Source organism: Nitriliruptor alkaliphilus DSM 45188 (assembly GCF_000969705.1).
GTDB classification, from domain to species: Bacteria; Actinomycetota; Nitriliruptoria; order Nitriliruptorales; family Nitriliruptoraceae; genus Nitriliruptor; species Nitriliruptor alkaliphilus.
Genome location: NZ_KQ033901.1, coordinates 4,957,120 through 4,969,832 on the forward strand (window position 1 = coordinate 4,957,120; position 12,713 = coordinate 4,969,832).

The window sequence follows — 12,713 nt, forward strand, 5'->3', positions numbered from 1 at the left end:
GCGCGGGGTTGCTGCCTCAGGCATGTCGGCTACAGTAGCATGGAGATTGGATCCAATCGAGCCGAGTCCAGGAGGCGGAACCGGTGCCTGCGCTAGACGGTGTGCGAGTCCTGGATCTGACCCGCGTGTTGGCCGGGCCGTACTGCACCATGCTGCTCGGCGACTTCGGGGCCGACGTCGTCAAGGTCGAGCACCCGTCGGGTGACGACACGCGGCAGTGGGGGCCGCCCTTCGCCGGCTCGCACTCGACCTACTTCCTCGCGACCAACCGCAACAAGCGCAGCGTCGCTCTCGACCTCGGCGACCCCGAGGACCTGCAGGTGGCCGTTGCACTCGCCGATGAGGCGGATGTGGTGGTCCAGAACTTCCGTGCCGGCGGGCTCTGTCGGTTCGGGCTCGACGAAGCCGCGGTCAGGTCCCGCAACCCGGGGGTCATCTACTGCTCGTTGACGGGGTACGGCTCGGGGGCTGGTGCCGCGCGCCCGGGGTACGACTTCCTCGCCCAGGCCGAGGGCGGCCTCATGAGCGTCACCGGAGCGGATGAGCCCACCAAGGTGGGCGTTGCGTTGTCCGACGTGCTCATGGGCCTCCACGCCACGATCGGCATCCTGGCAGCGTTGCAACACCGGACGGTGACCGGACGAGGCCAGCACGTCGAGGTGGACCTGTTGTCCTCGACGCTGGCCTCGCTCGTCAACCAGGCGTCGGGGTATCTCGACGCAGGTGTGGTCCCCGGCCTGTCCGCCAACGCCCATCCGAGCATCGTCCCGTACCAGACGGTGCAGACCGCGGACGTGCCGCTGGCCATCGCGGTCGGCAACGACCGTCAGTTCCGGGCCTTGTGCACCGGGCTGGGCAGATCGGAACTCGCGGACGATCCCCGGTACGCGACCAACCGCGCTCGTGTCGACTCCCGTGAGAAGCTCATCGCCGAACTCGAAGCGGTCCTGGTCGCAGCGCCGGCGGCACACTGGCAAGAGGTGCTCGCGGAGGCGGGTGTGCCGTGCGGCCAGGTCAACGACGTCGCCGGCGCGTTCGCGTTGGCCGAGGAGCTCGAGCTGACGCCGACCGTCCCGATGCTTCTGGCTGACGACGACACCACCACGCAGGTGGCCAACCCGGTCCGTCTCTCCGCCACACCAGCCAGCTACCGTCTCGCGCCACCGTCCCTCGACCAGCACGGGGACGCGGTGCGAGGAGGCCGCGCATGGACCGAGGTAGGTCGTTGAGCGCCACGTTCGTCCGGCCGCCGACCGCGCAGGCAGCGGTCCTGGCCGAGCTCCGTCGCCGGATCGGGACCGGGCAGCTGCGTCCAGGAGCGCCGATCCGCCAGGATCCCCTGGCCGAGGAGCTCGGGGTCAGCCGGCACCCGGTCCGCGAGGCGTTACGCGTGCTCGAGGGTGAGGGACACATCCACCACGAACCCCACCGTGGCTACTTCGTGGCCGAACTGGGCCTCGGTGCCCTCGTCGAGATCTACCGGATGCGGGATCTTCTCGAATCCGAGGCCCTCCGGGTCGCCGTCCCACGCACCGACGATGTGATCGTGGCGCGGATGCGCGACGCGCTCGCGCACATGCGGGCCCTCGACCCGTTCGAGGACATGGACGGCTTCGTCCAGGCCAACCGGGAGTTCCACTTCGCACCGCTCGAAGCGGCGGGCATGCCACGCCTGCTGCACCACATCCACATGCTCTGGGAAGCCTCCGATGCGTATCGGACGCTGTACTACATGCAGGGGACCAGCGTCGGGCGGGTCCACGACGAGCACGAAGCGATCGTCGTGGCCGTGGCCGAACGGGATGGCGAGCGCGCCGTCGAGGAGGTGCGACGCCACCGCGAGCACGCCATCGAGGGGCTGCGTTCGCTGCTGCGGTCCGACGCGCCATCTCCGACGAACGAGGAGCGTTAGATGGGTACGGAAGTCCTGCCGAGCCTGAGCGGCGCGAACCGCATCGCCGGTCGAGAGGTGGAGGGCACGGGGCGCATCGTTCGCGGGGTCGATCCTCACACCGGTTCGCCGCTACCGGTCGAGTTCCGCGATGCCGGGTCGGTTCAGGTCGACGCCGCACTGGAGGCGGCGCTCGGGTCACGTGCGTCGTTGCAGGATCGGACACGTCGCGGGCGAGCCCTCGAACTCGTGGCCGAAGCGCTGCTCGAGGACCAGCCTTCGCTGGCGGCGATCGCGGAGGTAGAGACTGGACTGCCCGCGGCGCGGCTCGACGGCGAGGTCGTCCGTGCGGCGGACCAGTTCCGGGCGTTCGCTCGGGTCGTCCGCGAAGGCGCCTACCTCGAGGCGCACATCGATCGGGCGACGCAGAGCTCGCCCGATCTGCGCCGGCTCCTGCACCCGTTGGGTCCGGTCGTCGTGTTCGGTGCGAGCAACTTCCCGTTCGCGTTCAGTGTGGCCGGGGGGGATACCGCGAGCGCACTGGCCGCCGGGTGCCCGGTCGTCGTCAAGGCACACCCCGCGCACCCTGGGACCAGCGAACTCTCCGCTCGCAGCATCGAACGCGGTCTCGCGGAGGCTGACGTCGATCTCGGGGTCTTCTCCATGCTCCACGGGGCCGATCCCAGCGTCGGGGGAGCGTTGGTCACGCACCCGCACACGCGTGCGGTCGGGTTCACCGGCTCGCTCCGCGCAGGCCGCGCCTTGATGGATCTGGCCGCCGCCCGACCTGACCCGATCCCGGTCTACGCCGAGATGGGAAGCGTCAACCCTGCGTTCGTCACCCCCGCTGCCATCGCGGCCCGCGGGCAGGAGCTCGCAGCCACCCTGGCGGGTTCCGTGACGCTCGGGATGGGGCAGTTCTGCACCAAACCTGGCCTCCTCGTGATCCCGAAGGACGCCGTGGACTTCGAGGGAGAGCTCGTCGAAGCCATGACCGGGGTGCAGCTCCACCCGATGTTGTCCGGTCCGATCCGCGACGCCTTCAGGACCGGCCTCGACCAGACCGCTGAGGTGGACGGCGTGGAGGACCTGCTCCCACTCCGCCGGCTCGCGGGCGATGGGTTCGTGCAGCCTCCCGTGCTGTTGGCGACCGATCTCGAGACCCTCCGTTCCCGCGACATCCTGCGCGAGGAGCGGTTCGGCCCCTTCTGCCTCGTCGTTCGCGCCGAGCTCGCTGAGTACGTCGAGGTGGCGGCGTTGCTGCCGGGCAGCCTCGTCGCGTCGATCTTCGCCGAGCCGTCGGACGACCCGCGGCTCGAGGACCTCCACCGCTGCCTCGAGGAGCGTTGTGGTCGGATCGTGTACGACGGGGTCTCCACCGGGGTCGCCGTGTCGCCAGCGATGCAGCACGGTGGGCCGTACCCGGCCGCGAGCACCGCGATGTTCTCCTCCGTCGGCGACACGGCCATCCGGCGCTTCCTGCGGCCTGTTGCCTACCAGAACGCGCGAGTCCCCGTCCTCCCCGACGAGCTGCGCGATCGACCCTCGGCGCCGCTGTGGCGGACGGTCGACGGGCAGCTCACGCGCGATGGCATCTGCTCGTAACGGAACGCGTACGTGTTGCCCGTTGCCCGTTGCCGACGCGGCGAGGGCGCACCTCGTGGGCGACACCGAGGGAGCGCTGGTGGTCGCGCGACACGACGACCTCGCATGTGGAGGATCAGGACCGACGTGAAGCGGCTGGACCTGATCCAGAAGAGGCTCGACCTCGAGGAGCGCCTCGCCGAGCAAGCGAACGATGTCGATCTCGCACAGCTGGAGGCTGATTTCGTCAGAGCCGCATCGGGCTACGCCGAACGCAAGGACATCTCCTACACCGCGTTCCGCGAAGCCGGGGTGCCGGCTGGCGTCCTGAAGGCCGCTGGCGTGAGGCGCACGCGGAAGGCGTGACACGACCGTCGTCGGGTGGGCCAAGGCACCACCTCGGCGCTGCGCGGCGAGGAACCCGGCAGGTCACCGTGACGGCGATTCTCGACCTCCTGCTCGAGCACCCGGTTGCGGCGCTGGAGCGCGACCAGCTCGTCCTGCTGTGAGGTGGTCGTGCTTTCGACGACGCCGTCGTCGACGTCGGCCTGGCTGAGCCAGCGTCGGACCGAGTGCTCCGCGCTCCCGAAGTCCACGGTGATCCGTGCGCGGTCATGCCCGAGGAGCGGGCCACGGCGACCACGCCGCGCTTGACACCCGGAAAGGAGGCCCGTAGCTTCTTAGCTGAAGATTCAGCTAATGCGTGGGAGGGTGTGGCCGTGGGTAGGGAAGTCGACGAGTTCGTGACCTACTGGGGGCCGTCCATCAACGAGTGGGGCGATGGCGCGGAGCGGCGTTGGACCACGAAGCGTGATCTCGATCAGTTGCAGGGTGAGATCGCGCAGGGTGCCCGTGTCATGCGCAAGGTGAACGTGGACGAGATCCTCGCCGAGGGTGTTGAGACCGGCGTGGACATGGTCAACGGGTTCCTGCCGCTGGTCATGTTCGCCAACGAGGATTTCATCGTTGAGGTGACGAACTGTCCGGTTGAGCAGGGCGGGTGGCATCGGAACCTCGGGGCTGATGAGTGGGTGTTCCAGTATCGCGGTAGCCGGACGATCGAGTGTGAGTCGGGTCATGTCACGCTTGAAGAAGGGGATATGGCGGTCATCCCGCGTGGGATGTCGCATCGGAATGTTGGTCATGGTCCGAACATCGAGTTGACGATCTATAGTCGTCAGCCTTTGAAGCGTCTTGTGCCGCTCGATCCGGAGAAGGCGCGCGAGAAGATGCGGATCAAGGACGGCAAGCCCCTGAACGGTGAGGTCCTCCTCGAGCACGCGGTCATCGACCGTCACGGCGAAGAACCGGCGGAACCCGGGGCAGGCGCATGAGAACGTTCAGGATCGGTCAGATCGTTCCGAGCTCGAACGTGACGATGGAGACCGAAGTACCGGAGATGCTGCGCCGCCGGGAATCGATCATCCCGGACGAGCGATTCACCTTCCACTCGGCACGGATGCGGCTCGCGAAGGTGACCCCTGAGGAACTCCGGGCGATGAACGCCGAAACGGGCAGGTGTGCGACGGAGCTCATCGATGCGCGCGTCGATGCCCTTTCCACGGCGTGTCTCGTAGCGATCATGGCCCAAGGGCCGGGCTATCACCGGAAGGTCGAGCGAGAGCTCACGGAGCTGATCGACGAGGTCGGTACGTCCTCTGAAGTCGTAACGTCCGCCGGCGCGCTGGTCAACGGCCTGCGCGGCCTCGACGCCAAACGGATCAGCATCCTTACACCCTATATGAAGCCTTTGACTGCGCAAGTCGTAGACTATCTCGAGGCAGAAGGGTTCGAGGTCAGGGACGCGCTCTCCCTCGAGATCCCCGACAACCTCGAAGTAGGACGACGCGACGCCATGCTGCTCGTCGAAGACGTTCGCCGCCTCGACACCCAGGGGGTTGATGCGATCGTGCTGTCCGCCTGCGTCCAGCTCCCATCGCTGCAAGCCGTTCCGATCGTGGAGAACGAGACGGGCTTGCCGGTCGTGACTGCGGCCACATGCACGGTACGCGACATCCTCAGTTCCCTCGGGTTGGCCCCAGAAGTACCGGATGCCGGAGTCGCTCTGAGAACCGCTGATCACGTCGAGAAGGCGAGGTAGTCATGGCGACGACTGGACAGCGACTGCAAGACAAGGTGTCGGTGATCACGCAAGCGGGTTCGAACTTCGGACGCACCTCGGCCGAAGCCCACGGTCGGGAGGGTGCCAAGCTCTACTTGCAGGATTGGGAGGAGCGCGCCGACCGACTCGAGAAGCTCGCGGTGGGTCTGCGCAGCGAAGGGGTAGAGGTCGAGTGGGGCGTCCATGACCTGACCACTGGCGCTGAAGCCGGGAAGATGACGCAGACCATCATGGATCGCTACGGACAGATCGATGTCCTGGTGAACACGGCCATGGAGGGTGGCCACGGCGTCTTCCTGGATCTGCGTGAGGACGAGTGGGACCTCTCCGTTGCCCGGGGGCTCAAGAGCTTCTTCCTCACCTGCCAGTACGTCGGCGAGGAGATGGCTCTCAAGGGTTACGGCAAGATCATCAACTTCACATCGATCGTGGCCGACCTGGGGTCGGGCGGTGCCGTGGGGTGGGGCACCGTCCGTGGAGGCGTCAATGCGCTCACCTACGCCGTCGCACACGCGCTCGGCGAGTACGGAGTCCGAGTGGTAGCCCTGGCGAGAGGGGCTATGGAGTCCACGCCGTACACCGAAGAAGCAAGAGACGAGCGGCTGTTGCGTCTGCCGTTCAAGCGTCTCGGCCTCGAAGAGGACCTGGTCGGACCTCTGGTGTTCCTCGCGACCAGCGAATCGGACTGGATCCATGGCTCGGTGGTCTACTGCGACGGAGGCTACGCCCACGCCGCAGCCACGGATGCTGAGCACCGAGCGACCTCGTTCCCACTCGACCGCCGGGGCACGCGGGTACTCGAGGTGCCGCGTGAACGCGACTGGATCGATACGGATGTCCCGTAGACGCGGCCTCCGGCGTTAGGCGTTTCGCCAGAAGATCCGCCTGCTGGTGGTTCGCCGCGCGGGGAGCGAGCCGCTGGGCACCCCTCATGGCATCGCACTGACGGCAGGTGAAGTCTTGTTCCAGATCCCCCCAACCGGTTCCTTCATCGCCGGTACCTGGTGTGCGAACGGCTCGACGATCGCCGTTCGCGATCCGGCAACCGGGGAAGCAGTCGCCACCGTCACAGATGCGGATCTGGGTCACGCCGACGCCGCAGTCTCGGCCGCCCATGCCGCGCTGCCTTCCTGGTCGGCGACGTCGCCCCGTGACCGATCGGAGATCCTGCGGCGCGCCTTCGAGCTGATGCGCGCCGAAGAGGATCAGCTTGCCGCTCTCGTCACCCTGGAGAACGGGAAGATCCTGGCGGACGCACGGAGTGAGATCCGTTACGCCGCGGAGTTCTTCCGTTGGTTCGCCGAGGAGGCGGTGCGGATCTCCGGGGAGTGGCGTGTCGGGCCAGACGGGGACAAGCGGCTCATCGTCAGCCACGAGCCAGTTGGGGTGTCGCTCTGCATAACGCCCTGGAACTTCCCAGCCGCGATGGTCACGCGGAAGCTCGCGCCGGCCCTGGCGGCTGGCACGACCGTCGTCGTCAAACCGGCCACCGAGACGCCGCTGACCTCGTTGGCGATCGCCGAGCTCATGCAGCGCGCTGGTCTCCCAGACGGGGTCGTCAACGTGGTCGTTCCCAGTCAGGTCGGGGAGGTCGTCGCAGCCATCATGTCGGACGACCGCGTTCGTCAGCTGTCGTTCACGGGATCGACCGCGGTCGGCAAGCACCTCATCCGTCAGTCGGCCGATCAGGTCATCCGTTGCTCGATGGAACTGGGAGGCAACGCACCCTTCATCGTGTTGGACGATGCAGACATCGGGCGGGCCGTCGAGGGCGCCATGGTCGCCAAGATGCGTAATGGCGGCGCAGCCTGTACGGCGGCGAACCGGTTCTATGTCGGACGCCGTGTGGCAGATGAGTTCACGTCGAAGCTCGCAACGAGGATGGGCAGCCTGAAGCTCGGGCGCGGCTCCGACCCCGATACGGGCCTCGGCCCACTCGTATCGGATCGAGAGCGAGATGGCGTTGCCAGCATCGTTGACACGGCGCTCAGTTCAGGCGCAACAGCACTCGTTGGGGGAGAGGCCGTCGACCTGGGTGGCGCGTTCTATCCGGCAACCGTGCTCACTGGCATCGACACGACCGACGCCCTCCTGTCCACAGAGATCTTCGGACCGGTAGCTCCCATCGCCATCGTCGATAGTGCTGAGGAAGCCGTCGCATGCGCGAACAGTACGCCGCAGGGCCTCGCGGCGTACCTCTACACCGGCGACCTTCAGCAAGGCCTGCGGCTGGCGGGCCAGCTGGAGGCCGGCATGGTCGGCTTGAACCGCGGCCTCGTATCGGATCCGGCCGCTCCATTCGGGGGCGTCAAGCAGTCGGGCATCGGACGGGAAGGTGGTTTCGAGGGCATCCAGGAGTTCCTCGAAACCAAGTACATCGCAACGGATCTCTGACCGCCGGGCGTGATCGTGGCCTCGGGGGCTGCGGCAGTCGGACCCAGCGATCATCGTCCCAGCGCAGCCGAACTGCTGCGGAACTCGGGCACTTCGGCACTTGGCGTGCCGATCGAAGCATGCTAGTTTCCGCGCGGACAAACCTGGTACTTCGTCGGTACGGCCCGCGGGGGCTCCGATCTGGGAGTCGGACCTTCCGGCGCAGTTCGCACATGCTCGCGGCGGGAGCTCGGTATGGCGACACCTGCGGCTTCACTGCCCCTGGTGAGGGAGCTTCAAGCCGCGCTCACCGTCGCGGAGATCCAGCAGGCCTACATGGGGTCCGTGGGCGACGTCATCTTCGCGCGCGGACGGGGCCTCTACCGGGTCGATCTCTCCTCGCAGACGTTCATCGATCAAGTTGCCGACGTCCCGGAGCCCTTCCTCCACGAGTACGCGTCGTTCGGTCTCGAGGATGATCCGGTGCTCGAGGCGGCGATCACCGGGATGCGGCCCGTGGCGAGCTCGGAGCGGACGGTCGTGCCGTCCTGGTCGGGCTCCCGCGCACATGAGGCGCTCCTCCACTTCGGGTACACGCATTCGCTGAAGGCGCCGCTGCTCGTCGGTGGCGTGCTGTGGGGCAGCATCCACTTCACGCGCTACGTCACAGACCCACCTTTCGACGCGGCCGATCAAGCTGCTGCCGCACTCGTGGTGGACCAGTTGGGCATCGCGCTGACTCGCGCACTGCGTCATGAGGAGACGAGCGGACGGGCGCAGTTCCTGGAAGCAGCGCTCAACTGCATCCCACAACCCGTGATCGTGACCGACCGGATCGGGCGCCTGGTCCATCGCAACCGGGCAGCCGAGAAGCCCGGGCCGACCGATCGCAGGCCGATCGGAGACGTGGTCTCCTCGACGATCTCACACGCCGCGGGGTTGCTGGAGGCGGAGAACCGGCGGGTCGTGACCAGTGCGGTCGAACGCGACGACGGTGACCCCGTGTCGCTGCGCACGATGGCCGTGGGTGACAGCGCAGCGGTCACGATCGTCTACGCGAAGGCAGGCGCGGCTGGCCCTGCGCTGCCGGCCCTCGGGATCCTGTCCCCACGCGAACAGGAGATCGCTCGGTTCGTCAGCGAAGGCCTTCCGACCAAGGAGATCGCCGCTCGCGCGTTCATCACGGAGAACACCGTGAAACAGCATCTGAAGCGCATCTTCATGAAGCTCAACGTCCGAAGCCGGGCCGAGCTGGTGCAGTGCGTCTGGGCTGCCGCCGCGGGCCCGCCCACACCCGCTCTTCCTGATCAAGCCTGAGGGGGCCAGGTCGCTCGTGAGGCGGGCACACGCGTCGGTCGAGGCGGGAGTCCTCCGACAACGCCGTCTGCACGGCAGTCGTCAGACGAAGAAGATCTCCTGCTCTTCCTGATTGCGCAGCAGCTCGTAGCTGCCGCCGTGGAAGATCAAGGGTCGGCCGTCGCTGGTCGCCAGGTGTGAGACCTCACCGATGAACAGCGTGTGGTCGCCGGCCGTGTGGATGTCGACGACCTCGGCACCGATGTGTGCCACCGCCTCGGCGATGAAGGCCATCCCATCGTGCCACTCGAACTCAGGGGAGATGGTCAGCTTGTCCTGGCCAGCGAAGTGCTGCGAGAAGCTGCGCTGCTCATCGGCCAGGATGCTCACGCCGTAGCGCTGGGTCTCAGGCAGCAGCTTCGCCATGCGGCAGTCCCCGAGCGATATGAGCACCAAGGGAGGTGAGAGCGAGACCGACATGAAGCCGTTGACGGTCATGCCGTGGACAGCGCCGTCGTCGCCGACGGCCGTGATGATCGTGACACCCGTGGCGAAGCGACCCATCACCTGTCGGAAGGTACGAGGGTCGGCGGGAAGGAGAGGAGCGGCGCTCGGCGGCGTCACCTCGTCAGGAGCAGTCATGAGCGTTCTCCGTTGGTTCCGCTGCTCGCCTCGACGTCGAAGCTTCGCAGGTACTGGTTGACGCGCTGATCGGTGGCAACGGTCCGCCATATCAGGTCAGGCCGGGGGTAGCGGCTGGCGAAGTCGGCGGCGATCGCGGGCTCGGCTGCTGCCGCCTCGTGCAGTTGGAGCAGGCGGCCGGGGCTGTCGAGGACCAGGTTGGTCCAGTCGTACGCCGCGTGCAGCAGTGGCTCGCGCTTCTCGGCGACCTGGCGGCAGAAGAGTTCGTCGAAGGCCAGATCCTCGAGGATGGCCTCCCCGACGACGTGGGCGCTGTACGAGGCGATGTTGGCGCCCTGACCCATCACTGGGTCGACGAGCACGTGGGCGTCCCCGAGTGCCAGGGCGACCTTGCCGCTCGGCAGGTAGGCGGCGCCGTGCCGTACCGCTGGGGCGATCGCGCCCCGGAGGACGTCCCGGGGCCCCAGCAGAGCGAACGACGAGGTGTCCACCCGTTCATGGGTGGCCGGATAGTGCTGCAGCGTCTCCAGGAGCTTCTTCTCGAAGGCTTGGCCATCTTCCGTCGGGGACGACGTCGCCAGCTCGTCGGCCGGCCCACCTGGCACCGCCTCGAAGAGCAGCGCTGTCTGTCTGCCCTGCGCCGTCACCATCGGGAACTCGATGAGTTCACCGACGCCGCGGGCGAAGCCCAAGGTCACACCTTCGGGATCCGGGCGGCGGATACCGTGCACGAGCGCCGCGCAGATGTTGCGGCGCACGCCTGGCGGCCGCCCCAGGTCGGTACGCACGGGGAACAGCGACTGCATGCTGTCCCGTCCGGTGGCGACGACCAGCAGATCATGCGCGGCTGCGACGCCATCGACCTCGTCGACCTGGACCTGGCGGACGATCAGCCGCCCGCCCAGCTGCTCGAAGGCGGCCATCAGCGCGGGCAGGTAGAGGCGGTAGTCGACCGCCATGCTGGGGCCGGGGGAGATCGCCGAGTAGCGAACCTCGCGGTCGCCCGTGATGTCCTGGTAGCGGTGGCGCCAGCCGTGCTCGTCGGCGTTCCAGAGGGACAGTCCCAGGTCTGCTTCACGTGACAGGGTCAGGTGGTGATGCATCACCGCGTTCAGGAGCCGGCCCTTGGCGAGCTGGTCGCCCGAACGGTCCGCGTAGACGGTGACGTCGACGCCCCGGCGCTGCAGGAGGATGCCCAGATGCAGTCCGCCGACCCCGGCACCCACGATCCCGACGTTCGACATCTGACTCCTCGCGTGTCCGTTGAGTGAGCAGCCTATGTCTGGGCGCGGGGGACAGAACGTCCTCGTTGGGGTCATGTCTTGGCCGCCGACCTCACGAGCGCCGATTTGGCCCTGTCGGGTGACATCCAGGTAGGTGGCTGCGCCCTACGTTCGCGACCGGGTCGGGCGTCGGGTGTGGGTTCCTCGACGGTCCCGCAGCCTGATCCGCCAGCGGTTCGCCACCGGCGGCGGCGATGTGTACGCGTCCCGACCAGGGCCGGTTTCGACGGATGACGGAGAGCGGACATGACGAGCATCGGCATCGTCGGCACGGGAGTGGCCGGTTTGCATCTGGCCCTGATGCTGCAGCAGCACCATGTCTCGGTGACGATGTACACCGACCGTACGCCAGACCAGGTGGCCTCGGGCCGGCTGCCCAACACCGTGATGCACCACTATGGGACCCGTGAGCGTGAGCGCGAACTCGGCGTGGACCACTGGCCGTTGGCCGACGCGGGATGGTGGACGCGCTACCACTCGGTGCTCGGCAACCCGGGGATCGACTACCGGGGGAACTTCGACGACGCCTCCACGGCGGTGGACTACCGCCTCTACCTGCCGCGCCTGGAGCAGGACTTCTGTGCGCGCGGTGGCGAGGTGCAGGTGGGTCGGATCGACCTCGCTGGTCTCGAGGCGCTCTCCGGTCGTCACGACCTGATCGTCGTGGCGACGGGGCGGGGGCCCCTGGCCGAGATGTTCGGCCGTCGGGAGGACCTCTCGCCGCACACCGCTCCGCAGCGGATCTGCCTCGCCGGGTTGTTCACCGGCGTCGATCGGCCTGCGCCGGAGGGAGTCAGCATCAACGTGTCCAGGGGGGTGGGTGAGCTGATCGAGTTCCCCATCGTTTCCGCGCAGGGCAAGGTGACGGGGCTGCTCTTCGAGGCCATGCCCGGCGGCGTACTCGAGGTGCTCGCGCGGACCAAGTACGACGAGGACCCGGGAACGTTCGACAAGCTCGTCCTGGGAGCCCTCGAGCAGCACTTCCCGCGGGTGTTCGCGCGGGTCCGCGCTGGAGAGTTCGGGCTGCTGGGCCCGACCGACCTGCTGCAGGGTGGGGTGACGCCGACCGTCCGCAACGACTACGTACAACTCGGGTCAGGCCGTTTCGCGCTCGCCATCGGTGACTGCCATGCCGCGGTCGACCCGGTCATGGGGCAGGGCGCCAACGCTGCTTCCTACAGCGCCTTCGTGGCCGGACGCGCCATCCTGGAGGACGTCGCTCTCGACGAGATGTTCTGCCAGCGCGTGGCGGCGCAGCGTGCCGAGGTGGTCCAGGGGGCGACCCAGGTGACCAACATGTACCTGGAGTTCCCCGAACACCTCCGCACGCTGCAGGCCGCCTGCGTGCGGAACCAGACGGTCTCCGACGCGGTGGCAGCCGCCTTCGCCTCGCCAGACAAGCTGTGGCGCATCGTCAAGACACCAGAACGCGTCGACGCCTTCATCCGGCGGATCGAACAGCTGTAACCGGCCCCGGCGCCTGCGGGACTCCGGCCGAACTGTCACCCATCGGGGGTATTTC

12 protein-coding genes are annotated in these 12,713 nt (G+C 67.6%); 10 read left to right on the forward strand and 2 right to left on the reverse strand.

Going from position 1 to position 12,713, the window contains the following annotated elements; genetic code table 11:
* Positions 1 to 83 precede the first annotated feature (83 nt).
* The 9 genes from NITAL_RS23010 to NITAL_RS23050 all read left to right on the forward strand — a co-directional run bounded on the left by NITAL_RS23010 (position 84) and on the right by NITAL_RS23050 (position 9,287).
* Positions 84 to 1,229 (forward strand): CaiB/BaiF CoA transferase family protein, encoded by a 1,146-nt coding sequence (locus tag NITAL_RS23010; protein ID WP_052668626.1) that lies wholly within the window; start codon positions 84 to 86, stop codon positions 1,227 to 1,229.
* Positions 1,226 to 1,912, forward strand: a complete 687-nt coding sequence (locus tag NITAL_RS23015; RefSeq protein WP_211262621.1) for a GntR family transcriptional regulator — start codon at positions 1,226 to 1,228, stop codon at positions 1,910 to 1,912. The genes NITAL_RS23010 and NITAL_RS23015 overlap by 4 nt, the downstream gene beginning before the upstream one ends.
* A complete protein-coding gene (locus tag NITAL_RS23020; protein WP_052668628.1) occupies positions 1,913 to 3,496 on the forward strand; it encodes an aldehyde dehydrogenase (NADP(+)) in 1,584 nt (527 codons plus the stop codon). It begins immediately after the preceding gene.
* A gap of 126 nt (positions 3,497 to 3,622) precedes the next feature.
* The gene (locus tag NITAL_RS23025; protein WP_157042047.1) at positions 3,623 to 3,841 is read left to right on the forward strand and encodes a hypothetical protein; all 219 of its coding nucleotides are present in this window, start codon (positions 3,623 to 3,625) and stop codon (positions 3,839 to 3,841) included.
* A gap of 353 nt (positions 3,842 to 4,194) precedes the next feature.
* On the forward strand, positions 4,195 to 4,809 hold the full coding sequence (locus NITAL_RS23030) for a cupin domain-containing protein (RefSeq protein ID WP_052668630.1): 615 nt from the start codon (positions 4,195 to 4,197) through the stop codon (positions 4,807 to 4,809).
* A gap of 44 nt (positions 4,810 to 4,853) precedes the next feature.
* A complete protein-coding gene (locus NITAL_RS23035) occupies positions 4,854 to 5,576 on the forward strand; it encodes a maleate cis-trans isomerase family protein (protein WP_245617758.1) in 723 nt (240 codons plus the stop codon).
* A 41-nt stretch (positions 5,577 to 5,617) separates the two neighbouring features.
* Positions 5,618 to 6,442: an SDR family NAD(P)-dependent oxidoreductase gene (locus NITAL_RS23040; protein WP_211262622.1), complete on the forward strand. Its 825-nt coding sequence runs from the start codon at positions 5,618 to 5,620 to the stop codon at positions 6,440 to 6,442.
* Positions 6,443 to 6,557: 115 nt separating this feature from the next.
* Positions 6,558 to 7,991 carry an NAD-dependent succinate-semialdehyde dehydrogenase gene (locus NITAL_RS23045; protein ID WP_052668633.1) on the forward strand — a complete coding sequence of 478 codons (1,434 nt, stop codon included), beginning with the start codon at positions 6,558 to 6,560 and terminating at the stop codon, positions 7,989 to 7,991.
* A gap of 234 nt (positions 7,992 to 8,225) precedes the next feature.
* Entirely contained in the window at positions 8,226 to 9,287 is a 1,062-nt protein-coding gene (locus tag NITAL_RS23050; protein WP_052668634.1) for a helix-turn-helix transcriptional regulator, read from the forward strand.
* Between the two features lie 81 nt (positions 9,288 to 9,368).
* On the opposite strand, the gene NITAL_RS23055 is transcribed toward NITAL_RS23050, so the two are convergent.
* On the reverse strand, positions 9,369 to 9,830 hold the full coding sequence (locus tag NITAL_RS23055; protein WP_211262623.1) for a flavin reductase family protein: 462 nt from the start codon (positions 9,828 to 9,830) through the stop codon (positions 9,369 to 9,371).
* Between the two features lie 74 nt (positions 9,831 to 9,904).
* On the reverse strand, positions 9,905 to 11,152 hold the full coding sequence (locus NITAL_RS23060; protein WP_052668636.1) for a styrene monooxygenase/indole monooxygenase family protein: 1,248 nt from the start codon (positions 11,150 to 11,152) through the stop codon (positions 9,905 to 9,907).
* A 285-nt stretch (positions 11,153 to 11,437) separates the two neighbouring features.
* On the opposite strand from NITAL_RS23060, the gene NITAL_RS23065 reads away from it, so the two are divergent.
* Complete coding sequence (locus NITAL_RS23065) at positions 11,438 to 12,658, forward strand: styrene monooxygenase/indole monooxygenase family protein (protein WP_052668637.1); 1,221 nt, start codon at positions 11,438 to 11,440, stop codon at positions 12,656 to 12,658.
* Positions 12,659 to 12,713: the final 55 nt, after the last annotated feature.

Coding starts and splice junctions, on each gene's coding strand:
- NITAL_RS23020 (WP_052668628.1), top strand. CDS start 1,913: ATGGGTACGGAAGTCCTGCCGAGCCTGAGCGGCGCGAACCGCATCGCC.
- NITAL_RS23060 (WP_052668636.1), bottom strand. CDS start 11,152: ATGTCGAACGTCGGGATCGTGGGTGCCGGGGTCGGCGGACTGCATCTG.
- NITAL_RS23050 (WP_052668634.1), top strand. CDS start 8,226: ATGGCGACACCTGCGGCTTCACTGCCCCTGGTGAGGGAGCTTCAAGCC.
- NITAL_RS23035 (WP_245617758.1), top strand. CDS start 4,854: ATGGAGACCGAAGTACCGGAGATGCTGCGCCGCCGGGAATCGATCATC.
- NITAL_RS23065 (WP_052668637.1), top strand. CDS start 11,438: ATGACGAGCATCGGCATCGTCGGCACGGGAGTGGCCGGTTTGCATCTG.
- NITAL_RS23055 (WP_211262623.1), bottom strand. CDS start 9,830: ATGGGTCGCTTCGCCACGGGTGTCACGATCATCACGGCCGTCGGCGAC.